Annotated in this window: 17 protein-coding genes; 10 read left to right on the top strand and 7 right to left on the bottom strand. The window is 51.7% G+C overall.

Annotation, left to right across the window (positions count from 1 at the left end; translation table 11 throughout):
- The first annotated feature begins 2 nt into the window (after nucleotides 1-2).
- Nucleotides 3-1,121, top strand: coding sequence for a DNA replication/repair protein RecF (gene recF / locus ACTZWV_RS17005; RefSeq protein ID WP_444787681.1), 1,119 nt, complete (start codon nucleotides 3-5; stop codon nucleotides 1,119-1,121).
- Entirely contained in the window at nucleotides 1,105-3,522 is a 2,418-nt protein-coding gene (gyrB, locus tag ACTZWV_RS17000) for a DNA topoisomerase (ATP-hydrolyzing) subunit B (RefSeq protein ID WP_444787825.1), read from the top strand. Before recF ends, gyrB begins: the two co-directional genes overlap by 17 nt.
- A gap of 50 nt (nucleotides 3,523-3,572) precedes the next feature.
- Here the strand turns inward: gyrB and ACTZWV_RS16995 are convergent, their stop codons facing one another.
- The gene (locus ACTZWV_RS16995) at nucleotides 3,573-4,118 is read right to left on the bottom strand and encodes a winged helix-turn-helix domain-containing protein (RefSeq protein ID WP_444787680.1); all 546 of its coding nucleotides are present in this window, start codon (nucleotides 4,116-4,118) and stop codon (nucleotides 3,573-3,575) included.
- Nucleotides 4,119-4,257: 139 nt separating this feature from the next.
- Here ACTZWV_RS16995 and ACTZWV_RS16990 point away from each other — a divergent pair, with 139 nt between their 5' ends.
- The 6 genes from ACTZWV_RS16990 to glyS all read left to right on the top strand — a co-directional run bounded on the left by ACTZWV_RS16990 (nucleotide 4,258) and on the right by glyS (nucleotide 10,478).
- Nucleotides 4,258-5,043 carry a flagellar basal body L-ring protein FlgH gene (locus ACTZWV_RS16990; protein WP_444787679.1) on the top strand — a complete coding sequence of 262 codons (786 nt, stop codon included), beginning with the start codon at nucleotides 4,258-4,260 and terminating at the stop codon, nucleotides 5,041-5,043.
- Nucleotides 5,031-5,489: an LPP20 family lipoprotein gene (locus tag ACTZWV_RS16985; protein WP_444787678.1), complete on the top strand. Its 459-nt coding sequence runs from the start codon at nucleotides 5,031-5,033 to the stop codon at nucleotides 5,487-5,489. Before ACTZWV_RS16990 ends, ACTZWV_RS16985 begins: the two co-directional genes overlap by 13 nt.
- Nucleotides 5,489-6,673 carry a flagellar assembly protein T N-terminal domain-containing protein gene (locus tag ACTZWV_RS16980; RefSeq protein WP_444787677.1) on the top strand — a complete coding sequence of 395 codons (1,185 nt, stop codon included), beginning with the start codon at nucleotides 5,489-5,491 and terminating at the stop codon, nucleotides 6,671-6,673. The genes ACTZWV_RS16985 and ACTZWV_RS16980 overlap by 1 nt, the downstream gene beginning before the upstream one ends.
- A complete protein-coding gene (locus ACTZWV_RS16975) occupies nucleotides 6,663-7,343 on the top strand; it encodes a hypothetical protein (RefSeq protein ID WP_444787676.1) in 681 nt (226 codons plus the stop codon). The genes ACTZWV_RS16980 and ACTZWV_RS16975 overlap by 11 nt, the downstream gene beginning before the upstream one ends.
- Nucleotides 7,344-7,500: 157 nt before the next feature.
- Nucleotides 7,501-8,421: a glycine--tRNA ligase subunit alpha gene (gene glyQ / locus ACTZWV_RS16970; protein WP_068237157.1), complete on the top strand. Its 921-nt coding sequence runs from the start codon at nucleotides 7,501-7,503 to the stop codon at nucleotides 8,419-8,421.
- The gene (glyS, locus tag ACTZWV_RS16965) at nucleotides 8,421-10,478 is read left to right on the top strand and encodes a glycine--tRNA ligase subunit beta (RefSeq protein ID WP_444787675.1); all 2,058 of its coding nucleotides are present in this window, start codon (nucleotides 8,421-8,423) and stop codon (nucleotides 10,476-10,478) included. Before glyQ ends, glyS begins: the two co-directional genes overlap by 1 nt.
- A 357-nt stretch (nucleotides 10,479-10,835) precedes the next feature.
- On the opposite strand, the gene ACTZWV_RS16960 is transcribed toward glyS, so the two are convergent.
- Together ACTZWV_RS16960 and ACTZWV_RS16955 are read right to left on the bottom strand one after the other, a co-directional pair.
- Nucleotides 10,836-11,426, bottom strand: coding sequence for a PEP-CTERM sorting domain-containing protein (locus ACTZWV_RS16960; RefSeq protein WP_444787674.1), 591 nt, complete (start codon nucleotides 11,424-11,426; stop codon nucleotides 10,836-10,838).
- Between the two features lie 313 nt (nucleotides 11,427-11,739).
- Nucleotides 11,740-12,003, bottom strand: a complete 264-nt coding sequence (locus ACTZWV_RS16955) for a type II toxin -antitoxin system TacA 1-like antitoxin (RefSeq protein WP_444787673.1) — start codon at nucleotides 12,001-12,003, stop codon at nucleotides 11,740-11,742.
- A 280-nt stretch (nucleotides 12,004-12,283) separates the two neighbouring features.
- Here ACTZWV_RS16955 and ACTZWV_RS16950 point away from each other — a divergent pair, with 280 nt between their 5' ends.
- Entirely contained in the window at nucleotides 12,284-12,490 is a 207-nt protein-coding gene (locus ACTZWV_RS16950) for an excalibur calcium-binding domain-containing protein (RefSeq protein ID WP_444787824.1), read from the top strand.
- Here ACTZWV_RS16950 and ACTZWV_RS16945 read toward each other — a convergent pair.
- From ACTZWV_RS16945 to fadB, 4 genes are all read right to left on the bottom strand, one after another.
- On the bottom strand, nucleotides 12,487-13,443 hold the full coding sequence (locus ACTZWV_RS16945; RefSeq protein WP_444787672.1) for a hypothetical protein: 957 nt from the start codon (nucleotides 13,441-13,443) through the stop codon (nucleotides 12,487-12,489). The two genes, ACTZWV_RS16950 and ACTZWV_RS16945, sit on opposite strands and share 4 nt — an antisense overlap.
- A 34-nt stretch (nucleotides 13,444-13,477) precedes the next feature.
- Nucleotides 13,478-13,723 (bottom strand): sulfurtransferase TusA, encoded by a 246-nt coding sequence (tusA, locus tag ACTZWV_RS16940; RefSeq protein ID WP_444787671.1) that lies wholly within the window; start codon nucleotides 13,721-13,723, stop codon nucleotides 13,478-13,480.
- Nucleotides 13,724-13,866: 143 nt separating this feature from the next.
- The gene (gene fadA / locus ACTZWV_RS16935) at nucleotides 13,867-15,030 is read right to left on the bottom strand and encodes an acetyl-CoA C-acyltransferase FadA (protein ID WP_444787670.1); all 1,164 of its coding nucleotides are present in this window, start codon (nucleotides 15,028-15,030) and stop codon (nucleotides 13,867-13,869) included.
- Between the two features lie 16 nt (nucleotides 15,031-15,046).
- Nucleotides 15,047-17,200, bottom strand: a complete 2,154-nt coding sequence (gene fadB / locus ACTZWV_RS16930; RefSeq protein WP_444787669.1) for a fatty acid oxidation complex subunit alpha FadB — start codon at nucleotides 17,198-17,200, stop codon at nucleotides 15,047-15,049.
- A gap of 199 nt (nucleotides 17,201-17,399) precedes the next feature.
- On the opposite strand from fadB, the gene ACTZWV_RS16925 reads away from it, so the two are divergent.
- Entirely contained in the window at nucleotides 17,400-19,304 is a 1,905-nt protein-coding gene (locus tag ACTZWV_RS16925) for a transglycosylase SLT domain-containing protein (protein ID WP_444787823.1), read from the top strand.
- Nucleotides 19,305-19,324 lie beyond the last annotated feature (20 nt).

Genomic DNA, 19,324 nt, shown 5'->3' with positions numbered 1-19,324 from the left:
CCATGTCACTGTTGTCAGTTAGCGCCAGTCAGTTTCGCAATCTGACGGCAGTGTCGTTAAGCGCGCATGCTCAGTTTAATTTAATTATTGGCATGAATGGCAGCGGCAAAACCAGTTTGCTTGAAGCCATCTATTACTTGGCCCATGGCCGCTCATTTCGCACCAGCCGGCCGCAGCGTTTAATACAGCATGATAGCGATGCCTTTGTGTTACATGCTAAGGTGTCGGCACAACAACATACGCATAGCCTGGGTTTACAGCGCGATAAGCAGGGTGAGTTGGTGCTGCGGCTAAATGGCAGCAATGTAAATCGCCTCGCCGAGTTTGCCAGCTTGTTGCCGGTGCAGCTGATAACGCCCGATAGTTTTCGCTTGTTTTTCGGCGGGCCAAAAGAGCGGCGGCAGTTTTTCGATATGGGATTGTTCCACGTGGAACCAAATTTCTTCGACAGCTGGCTGCGCTTTAACAAAGTATTAAAACAGCGTAATGCCTTGCTGAAAACCAGCCGCCAGTACGACAGCCAGTTCGAGTTTTGGGATCAGCAGTTTGTATTGTTGGCGTTTGAGTTGCAGCAGCTGCGCCAAGGCTATGTTAGCCAGCTGGAAGCGGCGTTTCGTCAGCTTACCGGCAGTGATGAATTAATGCAGCAGCTGAGCTTTCAACTGCAGCAGGGCTGGCCGGAAAAAATAACCAGCCCGGCAGAGCTACAGCAGTTGTTGCAACAAAGCTTCGGCCAGGACTGCCGCATGGGCTTCACCCAACACGGGCCGCAAAAAGCCGATTTAAAGCTTAAAAAAGACCAATGGGCAGCAGAAGAAGTGTTATCCCGTGGTCAGTTAAAAGTGTTATTATTTGCGCTTAAAATTGCGCAAAATAATGTAATTCGTGACAACGGCCAAAAACAGCCGCTGTTGTTGATCGATGATTTGGCGTCGGAGTTAGACCAGCAGTCAACCCGACAGATATTTAGCTATTTACGCGATATAAACTCACAGGTTTTTATTACTGCAATTAACGCTGAACAGGTTTCACCCTTTATCACCGCCGGGCAACTGGCGATGTTTCACGTGGAACACGGGCAGCTAACAGCACGGACAGATGACGATGGCCGAACAACATAACTACGATTCCTCGAGCATAAAAGTATTAAAAGGACTGGATGCAGTTCGTAAAAGACCAGGCATGTATATCGGTGATACCGATGACGGCTCAGGCCTGCACCACATGGTGTTTGAGGTGGTCGATAACTCTATCGACGAAACCTTAGCCGGCCACTGTTCCGATATCTGGGTAACCATTCACAGCGACGGCTCGGTATCAGTGCGCGATAACGGCCGCGGTATTCCAACCGATATGCATGAAGAGGGTGTATCGGCAGCAGAAGTTATTATGACAGTGCTGCATGCCGGCGGTAAGTTCGACGATAACTCTTATAAAGTCTCCGGCGGTTTGCACGGTGTGGGCGTATCGGTAGTAAATGCGCTGTCCGACAAGCTGGAGCTGACCATCCGCCGTAAAGGCCAGGTGCATCAGCAAATTTATCACCTCGGCGTGCCGCAAGCACCGTTAGCGGTAATTGGTGAAACCGAAGATAAAGGTACCACCATCCGCTTTTGGCCCAGCCCAACCGTATTTACTGATATCAATTACCACTTTGATATTCTGGCCAAGCGTTTACGTGAGTTGTCGTTCTTAAACTCCGGCGTCAGTATCATTCTGACCGACGAGCGCAACGACAAAAAAGACCACTTTAAATATGAAGGCGGCATTGAGGCCTTTGTACAGTACTTAAACCGGACTAAAACCAGTGTACACCCTAAGGCCTTCTATTTTACTGATCAGCGCGACGACGGTATTTCGGTTGAAGTTGCTATGCAGTGGAACGACAGCTATCAGGAAAATGTGTTTTGTTTTACCAACAATATTCCGCAGCGTGACGGCGGTACTCACTTAGCCGGCTTCCGTGGCGCCTTAACGCGGGTGTTAAATACCTATATTGAGCAGGAAGGCTACGCCAAGAAAATGAAGGTGCAGGCCTCGGGTGACGATGCGCGTGAAGGCTTAACGGCGGTTATCAGCGTAAAAGTACCGGATCCGAAATTCAGCTCGCAAACCAAAGACAAGCTGGTCTCCAGCGAAGTACGCTCGGCGGTAGAGAGTGTAATGGGTGAGAAGCTGAACGAATACCTGCTGGAAAACCCGGGCGACGCCAAAATTATCGTTGGCAAAATTGTCGATGCTGCCCGAGCCCGTGACGCTGCGCGTAAAGCGCGTGAAATGACCCGGCGTAAAGGCGCACTGGATATTGCCGGCTTGCCCGGTAAACTGGCCGACTGCCAGGAAAAAGACCCGGCGTTATCTGAACTGTACATAGTAGAGGGTGACTCTGCGGGTGGTTCTGCCAAGCAGGGCCGTAACCGCAAAAACCAGGCAATCCTGCCGTTGAAGGGTAAAATTCTGAACGTAGAAAAAGCCCGCTTCGATAAGATGTTGTCATCACAAGAAGTCGGCACCCTAATCACCGCCTTAGGCTGTGGCATAGGCCGTGAAGAATATAACCCGGATAAAACCCGCTACCACAGCATCATCCTGATGACGGATGCTGACGTCGACGGCTCGCACATCCGTACGCTGCTGTTGACCTTCTTCTACCGTCAAATGCCGGAGCTGATCGAGCGCGGTTATATCTATATTGCTCAGCCACCACTGTATAAAGTGAAAAAGGGTAAGCAAGAGCAGTATATTAAAGACGAAGCGGCGTTAACCGAATACCTGACTACCCTGGCACTGGACGAAGCGTCTCTGCACGTGAATGCCGAAGCGCCGGGCATTGGCGGTGCGGCACTGGAAACCCTGGTGCGACAGTACCATAAGGTGTCGGCGACTATAGTGCGCTTAACGCGGAAAATCCCGTATAACCTGCTAAACGAACTGATTTATGTACCCGGCCTGGATGTAGCTCAGGCAAAGTCGGCTGAGTACAGCGAGCAGTGGGCGAAAACTCTGGTGCAACGTTTAGATGACAAAGAAGGCGACGGTTCCAGCTACAGCTATGCGGTGCACGAAGACCGTGAGCGGCAGTTGTTCCTACCCAAGGTGATTATTCGCCAGCACGGCATCGACAACGAGTATCTGCTGCACTACGACTTTGTTACCTCGCGCGATTACCTGAGTATTGCTGCGCTGGGTGATGCCATTCGTGACCTGGTAGAAGAAGGAGGCTATATCCGCCGTGGCGAGAAAATCAAGCCGGTAGAAACCTTCCTCGAAGCGCTGGACTGGCTGATGAGTGAATCCAAACGCGGCCTGTATATTCAGCGCTATAAAGGGCTGGGCGAGATGAACCCGGATCAGTTATGGGAAACCACCATGGATCCGCAAAGCCGTCGTATGCTGCAGGTAACCATTGAAGACGCCATCGGCGCCGACCAGTTGTTTGCCACGCTAATGGGCGACCATGTAGAACCACGCCGCGCCTTTATTGAAGAGAACGCGCTCTACGTAGCTAATTTAGACGTGTAAGCTGACGCTGATCTGAAATGCGATCAAAAAACGGGCCTGCGGGCCCGTTTTTACTTCTGTACTACAGTACTTTCCGGCTCTGCATAGTAATAACCGACACCGTACATAGTGTGAATAAAACGCAGCTTGGGGTAGAGCTGACGATGTTTGGCGCGCAGTTTGCGGATATGGCAATCTACCGTGCGCTCGTTAATATCTTTAAAGTCGGTATAACTGCTGTCTATCAGCTGGCTGCGGCTGAATATTTGTTTCGGATGCCTGGCCAGTACCTGATGAAAGTTAAACTCCAGCTTAGTCAGGCTAACCGACTGCTGCGGCGAGCTAAGCGTAAAGCTGCGCTCATTTAATACTAATAACGGCGCCGGCTGTGCCGGCGTTGGCAGCGGCGCAGCGGCAGGTGCACCCAGCACCTTCATATGCAGGCGTAAATCGCCCAGCACGCTGTTCAACTCGGTTATCTGCGCTGACAACTGCTGGTACAACGCCGGCGGTATTGTCGACTGCTGCACCTGCTGCTCCAGCAATGACACCAGTAAAAAGGCCTTTTGCGACAACTGAGCGCCGGCATGCCTATCGGTTTCGTCAGTCACTATCATCGGTAAACCTCCGGAAAACGTTACTATGCCGTAAAAAAAGCGAAAGTGAATAGAGCTTTACTCTTCTTCACGCTTTTACCGGTTTTTCTCCATAGTTTTTCCATAATGCTGCGTTACCTTGATATTGGCTGAATACGGCTTGACCAATATTAAGGTAATTACGGTGATGCTCAAATACTTTAATGGCTGTTTGATCGGTACGCTGGCACTGCTAACCGGCTGCTCTATGTTTGGTGAGCGTGCCGCACCGCCGGCCGGATTAGAGGAGCGGGTGCAGCCGGCAGCCGGCTTGCCGCTAACCAAACTGGATAGCCCCGACCCGGATGACCCATACTACGCCGCGCTGGAACCACAGCCGGAACCAATGCCGCTGCGCAATACCGGCTCGTTGTTTAACCCGGAGCGGTTACACAGCCTGTATGTGGAGCGCTCGCATTTTAAAGCCGGTGACATAGTGTCAGTGCAATTATCTGAATCTACCAAAGCAACGAAAAAGGGTAACACTCAGCTGAAGAAAAGCTCTGAGTATAACCTTGACCCGATACAAATCCCCGGCGGAAACCTGCAAATAGCCGGCAGAGAGGTAAACCTGGGGCTAAGCCAGGATCAGCAGTTTCAGGGCGATGGCTCGGCCAGCCAAAGCAACGATTTTGAAGGCGAGTTAACGGTAACGGTGATGCGGGTGCTGAGCAACGACAACCTGCTGGTACGCGGCGATAAATGGATGCTGATAAACAATGGCAAAGAATTCATCAGGTTAACCGGAATTATCAGGGCAAAAGATATCGATAAAGACAACAAAATAAAATCGACGAAGATTGCCAATGCCCGCATTGAATATTCCGGCACCGGCGCGTTGGCCGACAGCCAACGGCTGGGCTGGCTGACAGAAAAGCTGAACAACCCTGAACTATGGCCTCTGTAAGCTCCCACGTGGTGTTGCTCAGTGTAGCTGTGCTGCTTGGCGGTTGCAGCTACGAGCGCACTATCCGCTACCAATTAGAGGCTCCGGCGCAAAGCCGGGTGCTGGAAGCCACCGGTTATGCGGTGGTGGCGTCGCAGCCGGGCGTAAGCTATGAAGACAAGTTATTGCTGGCCATGGCGGCGTCGCGCCAGGATGCTTACCGGCGGCTGGCCGAGCAGCTGTATGGCAAAAAGCTGAGCGCCAGCAGCAGTGCTGACCAGGCGGTGCTGACCGGCGACAAAGTGCAAAGCCAGGTGCAGGGCGTGATAAAAGGCGCCGAGCTGGTTACTGAAGCTGTTGAAGGCAATTTCTATGTCACGCGGCTGAAGCTGGATACCGCGAACTTGCTTACGTTGCCACAGGCTGAATTAACGCCGGTAAGCAGCCGTTTGAAGTGGTGGTACTAATGCAGGCTAAATATGTGCAGGCCAAATATGCGCTGTTATGTTGTTTACTGCCTTTTGCTGCCGCTGCGCAGTGGTACAGCGGCAGTGGCAGCGCCGTGGTATTTGATGATAACCGCCAACTGGCGCGGCAGCAGGCGGCAAAGCAGGCACTGCGCAGTACCTTGTTACAGGCTGAGGTATCGTTGGCGGCGCTAAGCTTGTTTCGCCATGATAACGCCGATGCTGAGTTGTTCACTTTGCACGCCGGGTTGCCGGTAGCGCAAATTGTGATTGAGGAAGAGCATGAACGTGACGGCCGCTTGTCGGTTACGCTAAAAGCCGACATCTGGCCGCAGCAGAGCATGTGTGAGCAGCGCAGTGTGGCAAAAGCGCTGCTGTTAGCACCCTTTAGTTTGGCACCCGGCGCAGCGCAGGCGGCGCTGCACAATACCGAACTGACCGCAGAGATAAACCAACGCTTTTATAGCGCGGTGCAAGCGGCAAGCGCTGACTTTCTGGTTAAGGCGGTGGCGCCAGCGCCATTAGCGGCGCCGGAGCAGTATCAGTCGGCAACGGCCGCGCAGCAACTGCGTTACCTGGCAGAGTCGGCACAGGCGCAGTTTGTGCTAAGCGGCCGGCTGCGTAACCTGGCTTTTGGTCGTCAGGAGGGTAACTTGCTGAAAAAAGACCGCTGGACGCGCCAGTTTGCGCTGGAGCTTAGTGTGTTTGATGGCGTAAGCGGCAATTTAATTCAAAGCAAAACCTATCAAAGCCGTACCTTGTGGCCTTATGCCGTTCAGGCACAACCTGACCCGGCCAGTGATCAGCTTTGGCGCTCAGATTACGGCATTGAACTGCAGCGCTTGTTGCACGACGCCGTCGATGACGCTGCTACCGTGCTGAGCTGTGTGCGGGTAAAAGCGCAGGTGATCCGCGTAACAGACAATAGCGTGGCGATAAGTGCCGGTAGCCGTCAGGGGCTGCAGCCGGGCGACAGGTTCAGCTTGTCTTACACCGACAGTTTTACCGATAGCTGGGGTAACCGCTATCAGAGTTCAACGCAAGAACCGGCGCAGCTTGAGGTGATCAGGGTGTATCCGGACCACGCCGACACGCGGCCGCTAAACCAGCATTATCCGGCGGCGATACAAGTCAGAGACCAGGTACAACAAGACAGTTTCAGGGAGCAGCACTATGCAAATTAACAACAGTCTACTTAACAGCCTGACGGACTGGTCAGGCAGTAACAGCACAGATAACACTGACAGCGACGGCTTTATGCAAACGCTTGGCGCAGCATTAAGCCCAGACGTAGAAAAAGACACAGCACAACAGGCGGCTCAGCTGGTTAGTGCGCTAAGCGGCCGGGAAGACGCCGGTAAGGCAGGGCTGACCAGCTCAGACGCTATGTTTGCCGCGCTAACGCAGAATATGATGCAAACTATGCTGCAGGACGCGTTAACGCCGCCACAAACCCGGGCCGAGGCAGGAGCGATCGATACCGCAACTGCCTTTAGCGAAGGTGGTGTGCCCGGCTTTGGTGACATACTGGATATTGTTAACCCGCTGCAGCATATTCCGGTAGTAAGCCAGTATTACCGTGACTGGACCGGCGATGATATGGGTTACATTTCCCAGGTGGCCGGTGGCGCGTTGTGGGGCGGTAGTCTTGGCGTAGCGGCATCTTTTGTTAACCTGGGTCTGACCAGCGTAATGGGCCAAAGCCCGACGCAATATATGCAGCAATTCTTTGCCGGTGACGAAGCCGCTGCGGCCGGCAGCAACAGTAGTGCGGTGAGCAACAGCCCGGTCAGTAACAGCAGTTCAGCCGCTGGCACCACCAGCACCACTGCGCGCGGCCCCATCAGCAGTTAACCGGTACAAAGTGCCATTGCCGGGGCCTTAACGGCCCTTAACCGGCGGCTACTGCCATGCCGGTGCTAACATTTTTGCTAAAAGCCCTTACTAACCCTACAGATCGCCGCCACAACCAGGTATACTTTCCAGTCATTTTTTCAGTGAGTCACTTCGCATGCATAAGTACGATATTAAAACCTTCCAGGGCTTAATACTGGCCTTACAGGATTACTGGGCACGCCAGGGCTGTGTTTTGGTGCAGCCGTTAGATCTGGAAGTGGGCGCCGGTACTTTCCACCCGATGACCTTTTTACGCTCACTGGGGCCGGAACCTACTAACGTGGCCTATGTGCAACCTTGCCGCCGGCCAACAGACGGCCGCTACGGCGAAAACCCGAACCGGTTGCAGCATTATTATCAATTTCAGGTGATTTTAAAGCCGTCACCGGACAATATTCAGGAGCTGTACTTAGGCTCTTTACGTGAACTGGGCATTGATACCCTGGTGCACGATATCCGCTTTGTTGAAGACAACTGGGAATCGCCAACGCTTGGCGCCTGGGGTCTGGGCTGGGAAGTGTGGCTAAATGGTATGGAAGTCACGCAGTTTACTTACTTCCAGCAGGTAGGTGGCTTAGAGTGCCGCCCGGTTACCGGCGAAATTACCTATGGTTTAGAGCGTCTGGCAATGTATATCCAGGGCGTCGATTCTATTTACGACCTGGTATGGACCGACGGCCCGCTGGGCCGCGTAACCTACGGCGACGTGTTCCACCAGAATGAAGTAGAGCAAAGTACGTATAACTTTGAACACGCCGATGTTGCTGCGCTGTTTAGCTACTTTGACCAGTGCGAGAAAGAAAGCCAGTACTTAATTGAGCAAGGCCTGGCACTGCCAGCCTACGAGAAAGTAATGAAAGCCTCGCACGCCTTTAATATGCTCGATGCCCGCCATGCTATTTCGGTAACTGAGCGCCAGCGTTATATTCTGCGGGTGCGGGCACTGGCCAAAGCCTGTGCAGAAGCCTATTACGCCACGCGTGAAAAGCTGGGTTTCCCACTATGTAACAACCAGCGCAGCAAGCAGGAGGCATAATGAGCGTACAAGATTTTTTTGTTGAAATTGGCACCGAAGAGCTGCCACCTAAGTCGTTAAAAAACCTGGCCACTGCCTTTGCTGATAACCTGAGTGCCGAACTGGCCAAACTGGAATTAAGCCACGCCGATGTACATTGGTACGCCGCACCGCGGCGTTTAGCGGTGCGTATTAATGGCTTAGCTGCGCAGCAGGCCGATAAAGTGGTTGAAAAGCGCGGCCCGGCTATTGCCTCTGCCTTTGACGCCGACGGCAAGCCTACTAAAGCCGCCCAAGGCTGGGCAGCCGGTTGTGGTATTACCGTAGAGCAGGCGGAAAAGCTGGAAACCGATAAAGGCGCCTGGTTGCTGCATAAAGCTAAAGTAGTGGGCGCAGCAACGGTAACTTTACTGCCCGAAGTGGTGCAGCAGGCACTGGCGAAATTGCCAATTGCCAAACCAATGCGGTGGGGCAACTCTACGGCAGAGTTTATCCGCCCGGTACACACCATTATTATGCTGTATGGCAAAGACGTAGTACCGGCCACTATTCTGGGCCGCGTCAGTGGCAACCAAACCCACGGCCATCGTTTTCATGCGCCGGAAAAAGTCACGGTTAACCATGCCGATGACTACCTGGCCACGCTGCGTAAGGCTTTTGTGGTAGCAGATTTTGCCGAACGTAAAGCCTTTATCGCCGCTGAAGTAGCAAAAACTGCAGCAGAACTGAACGGCAAAGCGCTGATGGACGATGCCTTGCTGGAAGAAGTTACCGCCCTGGTCGAATGGCCGGTGGTGTTAGTGGGCAGCTTTGAGCAAAGCTTCCTGCAGGTGCCGGCCGAGCCGTTAATTTCTACCATGAAAGATAACCAGAAGTACTTCCCGTTGCTGGACCAAAACGGCAAGCTGCTGAATAAGTTTATCTTTGTCGCCAATATTGCCAGTAAAGATCCGCAGCAAATTATTTCCGGTAACGAAAAAGTAGTACGGCCGCGCTTGTCTGATGCGCAGTTCTTCTTTAACACCGACCGCAAGCAAAAGCTGAAGCAACGCTTAGACAGCTTAAAAACGGTACTGTTTCAGCAGCAACTGGGCACCCTGGCAGAAAAGTCAGAGCGTATCAGTAAAGTTGCCGGCTTTGTCGCCGCTAAAATTGGTGCTGAGCAAGCTGCTGCCGGGCGTGCCGGTTTACTGTCCAAGGCAGACTTAATGACCAATATGGTCGGCGAGTTCCCCGAAGTGCAGGGCATTATGGGCATGCACTATGCGCGGTTGGATGGCGAAGGTGAAGCCGTAGCGCTGGCTTTGAATGAACAGTATATGCCGCGTTTTGCCGGTGACCAGCTGCCCAGCCGGTTGGAAGGTGCAGCAGTCGCCATTGCCGATAAACTGGATACCTTAGTGGGTATTTTCGGTATCGGCCAGGCGCCGAAAGGCGATAAAGACCCGTTTGCGCTGCGCCGTGCCGCCATAGGTGCACTGCGGATTATGGTAGAAAAACAGCTGCCGCTGGATCTGGTGGATATTATCGCTTTTAGCCAGCAAACCTTCGGCACTAAGCTGAGTAATGCCAAAGTGGCCGAAGAAGTACTCGACTTTATGCTGGGTCGTTTCCGCGCCTGGTATGAAGCCGAAGGCTACAGTGTTGATGTGATCCAGGCCGTATTAGCGCGCCGGCCGACCAACCCTGCCGATTTTGACCGTCGCGTTAAGGCAGTAGCAGAGTTTGGTAAGCTGGACGCCGCAGCAGCTTTAGCTGCAGCCAATAAACGGGTAGCGAATATACTGGCTAAAGTAGAGGGTGATATTGCTGCTACGGTGAATACTGCTTTACTGCAGGAAGATGCCGAGCAGGCGCTGCACAGCGCTATAGTGGCAGAGCAAGCGTATCAGGCCGGCCAGCACAGCTATGCCGAAGGCTTGGCGCACCTGGCCTCAATGCGTGATGTTATCGACCAGTTCTTCGACAAAGTAATGGTAAATGCTGATGACGCCGCCGTGCGGGCCAACCGCCAGGCGTTGTTAAAGCAATTGCGTGAGTTGTTTTTGCAAGTGGCCGATATTTCCGTACTGCAATAATACGTTGAAATAACTACAGAAAAGCCAGCTGAATGCTGGCTTTTTTATTGCCGCTAAATAAAGCTTAGCTAAGGTGAACCTGCAGGTTCAGTCAATCGTCTTTTACCGGCAAGCAATAATAATACGGGCGGCGGATGCAACAGGCACAACTGGATTTACTGGTACTTTGTGGATTTGGCTGGAAACGAACCGCAGCGCAACACTGCGCGAACTAAAACGACTGGAGCTGGCACTGGCGGAGTTAAGCGGGCAACCGGGACATTAAACAGAAACGACAAAGAGTGGCGTATCTTAAGAATAAATAAAACAATTAAGCCGGCATCTTGCCGGCTTAATTGCTGCGTCTAACCGTTGCTGTTAGCTACGGCGACGGCGGGCGGCGATACCAATCAGACCCAAGCCCAATATTGCCAGCGTAGCCGGCTCCGGCACTTGTGCTATAGCAGTTTGGCTGACACGAAAGGCCAGAGACTCATTACAGCTGTTAGTGCAGCCGTGAAAGTCAAAATTGGCCAGGCTCCATTGGCCGTCAGTGCCTTGTGACCAATCTATCCACGTATGGTTAGTAAACCATGGTGTGGCAACAGCGACATCAAACTGCGGTGCTGTGCCGGGCTGTACATAAGCCAAACGGGCACCGGAAGCTTCATCCAGGTTATTGCCGCTAACATAGTCTACGTTGGCGCCGGCAAAGGCGAAGTTATAGCCGGTCAGGCCACCAATGTTGTTATAAATATCTAATGTCATTGGCGCCCAGCCAAACAAAGATTGAAAGCTGAAATCAATGCCACCAGGAGTGTTATGTTGGCTCCATGGTGAGATCCATGCAACATCATAACCATTGATGGTGATGTAAGCGTTATCGGGTAATTCAGTGTTGATCAGTGCGGCGGCGGAACTAAAGCTGCTTAAAGCAAGCAACAAGGCAGATATTACTTTTATTTTCATTATATTAACTCTTTACTGATTACTGCACATACGGCATTGCTCTGACAGAGCGCGGCAAGCCAGCAATATACATGCCTAAAGTTAACTTGTTGATATATATCGAGTATTGTTTGTGTGGACTATGTGGTTGTAAATAAAGCTGACATATATTGGCTGATGATAACGGCTACAGCTCAAAACAATATTGTATTCCGGCTCTGCGAATAACTATGTCTGTCTATTTGTAATTACCTGGCGGGAATCCATTTTCTGATGTAGCACTGCAATGTTTAGCAAATCCTGTGCTGCTTCAGAGGTTAAGCGATAACGCTGTTTAGCGTTTTTCATGTGCCGCTATAGCTTGCTCAAAAATATCAGTAACGCTTTGTTCAGAATAGTCGCCACGCCGTACGCTCTGCAGTCGCTGCTGCAATAGGGTTTCCAACTGCTGCGCAGAGTAGCTTTGGGCCTGTTCAGCCACCTCTTGTGGCAGTATTTTGTCCAGAATAAAGTCCTTTATGCTTTTACCCTGTAACGCGGCCATGGCTTTCAGCAGTTGATGCTGCTCAGGTGTCACTTCTATGGATAATCTGCTCACTACGCGCCCCGGTTCTAACTGCAAAAACTGAGCTAAGTATAAACCTGCTGGAATAATGTGCAAAAGTACATTTGTGTATAAGAATGGCAAGCGTGAACAAAACCATTGCCGTTCCCTGTTTTATCCACTAAGTTAGAATCTGATAGCCGCCTGAGAGCGGCAAAGGATTGAATAACAGGGAAGCCCACCGTTGAAGAAGCTAATACTTATTGCTCTGGTCGCTTTTGGTGCCTGGAACTACTATCAGAAACAAAGCACTGTTGAACCCAGCGTTGAAAGCGTGCCGCAAGTGCTACCCGATTACACAGTGCCAATCAATAAAGCTCGCGCCGTGGCCCTTACATCACAGTTTCGCTGTGACGGCCGCCAACACTGTAGCCAGATGACGTCACGCGCCGAGGCGGAGTTTTTTATCCGCAACTGCCCTGATACCAAAATGGATGGTGATCGAGACGGGATACCTTGTGAGAATGATTCGAGGTTTTAGATCGTTAAAGTTTTATAAGTTGGTAAGTAACGAACAACTTGCGACCTTTTATTTATAATCAACTTTAGAGTTTCTAGAAAATTTTCGTCCAAGCTTTCATATGTTTTTTGCGCTTCGTTGCTAAGTTTAAATCTGGTCGGTTGAGTGGCAAGCTCAGTAATGTTGACGTTTCCATGGCTAAGGCTTATTTCCCAAGCTCCAAACTGAATAGTCATAAAATCTGTACGATATCCGAAGTAAATTTTTCTATGTCCAATAACATGTAAAGCAGCTAAAACTACCTTCCATATAGATAATTTATCACCAGTTATTAGCTCATTTTGCGCCAGATGGAGCAAAGACAATGTATCACCAAGAAAGTGGTTCAATCTGAGAGGGAGAGCAATCTTACCGATTGAAAGTATATCGGTTATGAAATAAACCTCCCTTAAACTTGATTGATGCAGCATGTCGTTATCAATATAGTCATATAAATAGTGTTGCATGTCCTCTACGGTATTTAGTTGAAACAGAGAATGCTCGTCGTAAACTACTAAATCAATGAGTTGGCACTGCTTTTTGTAAGCTTCTGTTTTGATAATTTTTTTTCGGATGCTTTCACCAAGCTTGGTAGCAGCTTGGATGAAGGAGAGCCCCTCAAGGATCAACACTCGGGTATTTTTTTGTGTTTGTCCATTTGGAAGCATCAAATCTGCTTTAAGAACTTCAGCGATAGATTTGTCAGCTCTACACACTTTTCTTGAGCCATCTATTAAACCGTCATGGTATTGATTGTCGTTCTGAATCTTAGAATGCGTATCTGTGGCATGAAGCTCGGTAACTTCTACGCCGAATATAAATTGGTCAGAAAATTTGGCCAGAAAGTCTGGACTCTCAGAATCAATAAGCTCCAATAAAGGCAGATCACCATAAATGTGGTCAACAATAATTCTTTCTTTAAGTTTTTTATCCACAATTCTGATTCACTTGGCAAAAGATGCTATGTCATTAAGTACATTTTCTAACTAAATAGCGAAATGGTAAATCTGTTGATTCACTTGCTACCAACTCATGGTCCATAAAGCGGCAGAATGCCGGGATATCGCGGGTGGTGGCCGGGTCGTCGGCGATAATCAGTAAGGTTTCACCCACCTGCATTTTGCGAATTTGCAGTCGTATCATCATTACCGGCTCTGGACAGCGCATGCCCAAGGCATCCAGGGTGTGATTTGCGCTGCTGAAAATATCTTCCATCTGTACTCCGGTAAAATTCAAGGCTGTCTGTGGCTTCGCCAGCGGGATTTGCGCCTGCTCTGTTTGCCAATAAATAAGGGCCGTAAAAACGGCCCTTATTCTATGCGATTGTGTTTATTGCTGCCAGCTTATGGCTGCTCAAACTAGGGGCGTTCAAAAACAGTCGCAATACCCTGGCCTAAGCCGATACACATGGTCGCCAGGCCAAACTTACCGCCTTTATCTTCCATGACGTTAATCAGCGTGGTGCTGATACGTGAACCGGAGCAACCCAGCGGGTGGCCAAGTGCAATAGCGCCGCCGTTCAGATTTACTTTCTGATCTTTTACTTCCAGTAAGCCTAAGTCTTTCATTACCGGCAGGGCTTGAGCCGCAAAAGCTTCGTTCAGCTCGGCATAATCGATGTCGGCAATAGTAATGCCGGCCATTTTCAGCGCCTTTTTCGATGCCGGTACCGGGCCGTAACCCATGATCGACGGGTCGCAACCGGCCACGCCCATACCACGCACGTAGGCGCGGATTGGCAGGCCCAGCGCTTTGGCTTTGTCTTCGCTCATTACCAGCATGCCGGATGCTCCGTCTGATAACGCCGAAGAGGTACCAGCCGTTACTGTACCGTTAGCCGGGTCGAATACCGGGCGTAATTGGCCCAGTGCTTCTACTGTGGTTTCCGGCCGGATCACTTCGTCGTAATCCATCAGCTTTAACACGCCGTCGGCGTCGTGGCCTTCTGTGGGGATAATTTCGTTTTTAAACCGGCCCTGCAGGCTGGCTTCCTGAGCTAAACGGTGTGAGCGGGCGCCGAATTCGTCCTGCTGCTGGCGGCTGATACCGTGCATTTTGCCCAGCAATTCTGCGGTTAAGCCCATCATACCGGCGGCTTTGGCTACAGAAGTGGATAAACCGGGGTGAAAATCGACGCCGTGGTTCATAGGCACATGGCCCATATGCTCCACACCGCCGATTAAATACACTTCACCCATGCCGGTTTGAATGGCGCGCACCGCATCGTGCAGGGCCTGCATCGACGAGCCGCATAAACGGTTAACGGTAACGGCCGGCACTGAGTGCGGAATGCCGGCTAACAGGGCAGCGTTACGGGCCACGTTAAAGCCTTGCTCTAAGGTTTGTTGTACACAACCCCAGATAATGTCGTCGATATCAGCCGGGTCTAATGCCGGGTTGCGCTCAACCAGCGAGGCCATGACATGGGCAGACAGTTGCTCGGCGCGCACGTTGCGGTACATACCGGCTTTGCTGCGGCCCATCGGGGTGCGAATGCAATCTACAATAACTGCGTTTTTCATTATTTTGCTCCTGCGCTTAAACCGGGAAGAAACGCTGGCCGGCTTCGGCCATAGCGCGGGTTTTGTCTGTTACCTGATAAATCTCGCCTAAATGGGCGTATTTATCGGCCAGGGCGACAAAGTTGCTTAAACCTATGGTATCGGCATAACGCAACGGGCCACCGCGGAACGGCGGGAAGCCCAGGCCGTAAATCAGGCCCATGTCGGCTTCAGCGGCGCTGGCGACAATACCTTCTTCCAGACAGCGAATGGTTTCATTAATCATTGGCACCATGACGCGGGCAATAATGTCTTCGCTGCTGAATTCCTGCTTATCAGCGGCAATGCCTGCCAGTAAGCTCAGCGCGGCCGGGTCGATATCTTTTTTCGGCTTGCCTTTGGCATCTTTGCTGTAGGCATAAAAACCCACGCCGTTTTTCTGGCCGTAGCGATCGGCTTTATACATGGCGGCTACCGGGTCGTTATCCAGCTTGGCCATCCGTGTAGGGAAGCCCGCTGCCATAACGTCTGTGCAGTGGTAAGCGGTGTCTAAACCTACTACATCCAACAAGTACGCCGGGCCCATCGGCCAGCCGAACTGCTTTTCCATTACCTTATCTACCTGGGCAAAATCGGCACCGTCTAATACCAGTTTGCTGAAACCGGCAAAGTAGGGGAACAGTACGCGGTTAACAAAGAAGCCCGGACAGTCATTAACAACGATAGGGGACTTACCCATTTTGGCAGCGTAAGCCACTACGGCGGCGACGGTTTCTTCGCTGGTGTCTTTACCGCGGATAACCTCTACCAGTGGCATACGGTGTACCGGGTTAAAGAAGTGCATGCCACAGAAGTTTTGCGGCCGGCTTAAGTTTGCCGCCAGTGAATCAATAGAGATGGTTGAGGTATTCGAGGTTAGAATAGCGTCGTCGGCCAGCAAGGCCTCCACTTCTTTTAACACCGCACCTTTAATTTTCGGGTTCTCTACCACGGCTTCCACCACGATATCGACGCCTTTAACATTCTCGTTGCTCAGCGTAGGGGTAATAGATGCTATTACTTTAGCCATACCGATGGCATCCAGCTTTTTGCGCTCTACCTGTTTGCCCAGCAACTTAGTGGCTTCACCCATACCCAGTTCTAACGCTTTATCGGCAATGTCTTTCATGACTACCGGTACGCCTTTTAACGCCGACTGGTAGGCAATACCGCCGCCCATAATGCCGGCGCCCAGTACTGCGGCCTTATTTACTGCTTTAGTGGCGGTTTTAGCAGCTTTTTTTGCTTTGCCTTTAATCAGCTGGTCATTTAAGAACAGGCCGATTTGCGCCGTAGCGGCATCGGTTTTCGCCAGCTTGGCAAAGCCGGCATTTTCCAGCGCCATAGCGCCGGCGCGATCCAATGTGGCGGCCGCTTCAATGGTAGTAACCGCTAACATCGGTGCCGGGTAGTGCTTGCCGGCGTTGGCAAATACCATGCCTTTGGCGGTGCTGAAGCTCATGGTGGCTTCGGTTTTGTTCAGTTTCAGTGGCTGTAACTTTACGGCACGCTTTTTACGCCAATCCAGTTTGCCGGCAATGGCATCTTCCAGCATACTCAGCGCGGCTGCTTCCAGTTTCTCCGGTGCTACCACCGCATCAATTAAACCAAACTTTTGTGCTTGGTCTGCACTATGGTCTTTACCGGTAGTGATCCATTCCATCGCATTGTCGGCACCGATAATACGCGGCAGGCGCACGGTACCGCCAAAGCCCGGCATTAAGCCCAGCTTTACTTCCGGCAAGCCAATGCGGGTACTGGTGTCGGCTACGCGGTAGTCGGCAGTAAGTGACCACTCACATCCGCCGCCCAGCGCGAAACCTTTTAGTGCTACTATGGTCGGAACCGGTAAGTCTTCTGCCAGATCAAAAATGTCAGAGGCTTGTTTGATCCACGGAATAAGCTCTGTTTCCGGCCGTAAAAAGGTGCTTAAAAATTCGGTAATGTCGGCGCCAACGATAAAGGCATCTTTATCGCTGCAAAATATAACGCCCTGTAATGACTTATCGGCGTGCAGCAGGTCTAAAGCTGTCTTACAATCAGTAAGCGTCTGCTGATCAAATTTGTTAACTGAGCCCTTGGCATTAAAAGCAAAGCGGGCGATACCAGGCTTGAGGTAGGCAACAGTAATGTTGTCACTCTGGTAGATCATAACGGTGCTCCTTGGTCGCGTATATTAGGGTTCTTCGCAACTGGTACGATGAGGTTGTCGCGCTCAGTGTGTCGTGGTTAGTAAAAAAATTCAACCGTTATTTAAACACGTGTTTGAATTGTGCCACGGCATGAGCACTAACTATAGGTGTTATTTCTTTCAGTTTAGAATTTTTGTCGGGGTTATCGTCGTGAAACGGATGATTTTTGTGCTGACTAACCTGCTCCTGGCGCCGCTATCGGCCGCGTCAGTGTCTTCTGAGGCAGCGTTACGTAATGAGTTTTTGCAAGCCGAGCGCCAGATTGGCAGTGTCAGTTATCAGCAAGCGCAGAAGTTGCTGCAGAAGTTTGCTGACTACCCGCTGCAGCCTTATCTGGAGCAGCGCCGCTTGCAGCAGTTTCTAACCGCTGATGAGCGCATTGCCGAATTTCTGCAGCGCCACCGCGGTACACCCATGGACTGGCCGCTGCGTAAGCCGTGGTTGCTGCATTTGGCAAAGCGGCAACAAGCGCAGCTGTTTTTAGCCAATTACCCGGGCTCAAGTGATGCTGAGCTGGAGTGTTTGGCACTGCGCTATCAGTTAGCGCTGCCGGACGAGCAGGTGAACGCGCTTTGGCCGCAAGTAGCGCAGCTGTGGCTGGTGGGGAAATCGCAGCCCAAAGCTTGTGACCCGCTGTTTGCTGAATGGCGCAAAGCCGGTCAGCAAACGCCGGAGCGGGTGTGGCAAAGGTTAACCCTGGCTGTGGAAGGCGGTGATACCAGCCTGATCCCCTATTTGAAAACGCAATTACCGGCGGCGCAGCAGTATCTGGCCGATATGTACTTAAAAACCCGGCGTAATCCGGCAGTGATTAGTGCGGCAAAGTTTTTTCCGCTTAAGCTGGTGCAGGAGCGTGACATAGCAGCATACGGCATGAAACGGCTTATTTGGCGCAACCCGGATCAGGCGCTGCGGCTATGGCAGCGTTTTGCCAATGATCCCTATTTCAGCGCCGGCCAGCGGCTGGATGTACAACGGCAATTTGCTATTGCCCTCGCCAGTAAGGGCGACGACCGTGCCGCTGAGTGGCTGGCCGCATTACCGGCAGAATTGATCGACAGCACCCTGGCACATTGGCAGGTAAGCCATGCGCTGGCGCAGTTAGATTGGCCAAAGGTGCAGCAAGTTATAGAAGCCTTGCCGGCAGAGGTGGCAAAAGACAGCAGTTGGCAGTATTGGTTGGCGCGCTCTTATCAGCAGCAGGGTCAAGCTGAGCTGGCGCAACCGCTGTTACAACGGCTGGCGCTGCAACGGCATTTTTACGGCTTTATGGCCGCGGCGCATTTGGGCTTGCCGCCCAGCCTGGCGCATGCGCCGGTTACGGTAAGTGAGCAGGAACTGGCTGGCTTGCAGTTGCACCCTGCGGTGAAGCGGGCGCAGGAATGGTTGGCGCTGGGGCGCTTAACAGAGGCGCGGCGCGAATGGAACCATTTGCAGGACAGCTCGGATGAACAGCAAAAGCTGGTGTCGGCCAAGCTGGCGCATCAACTGCAGTGGTATGAGCGGGCAATATTCTCGCTGGCCGATGTTGGCTACTGGGATGATATTGAACTGCGCTTTCCGCTGGCGTATCAGGATGAAATTACCCAATCATCCGCCAAAGCCGATATTGAATCGGGCTGGGCGATGGCAATAGCGCGGCGCGAAAGTTCCTTTATGGCCGATGCCGCCTCACCTGTGGGCGCGCGCGGCTTAATGCAACTGATGCCGGCCACCGCGCGTGAACTGGCGAAAAAACCGGTGCAACTGACCCAACTGTACAACCCGGTGATTAATATAGATTACGGTACCGATTATCTTAACTATCTGATGAAACGCAACGACGGTAATTTGCTGGTGGCTACGGCGTCTTATAATGCCGGCTATAGCCGGGTAAAACAGTGGATCCCGAAAGACTATGCCGTGCCGGCTGATGTTTGGGTAGAAACCATTCCGTATCGCGAAACACGCGACTATGTAAAGGCGGTCATGGCCTATTATCAGATTTACAATATCCGCTTAAATACACCTACCGATGTATTCAAACCACTGACCACAATGCAGATTGGGGTCGTGGTGGATTAATGTTATGATGCCCCGCATAT

Origin of the sequence: Rheinheimera sp. NSM, from assembly GCF_052380015.1 — a bacterium.
Lineage (GTDB): Bacteria > Pseudomonadota > Gammaproteobacteria > Enterobacterales > Alteromonadaceae > Alishewanella.
This window is presented reverse-complemented; position numbering and strand designations above follow the sequence as displayed.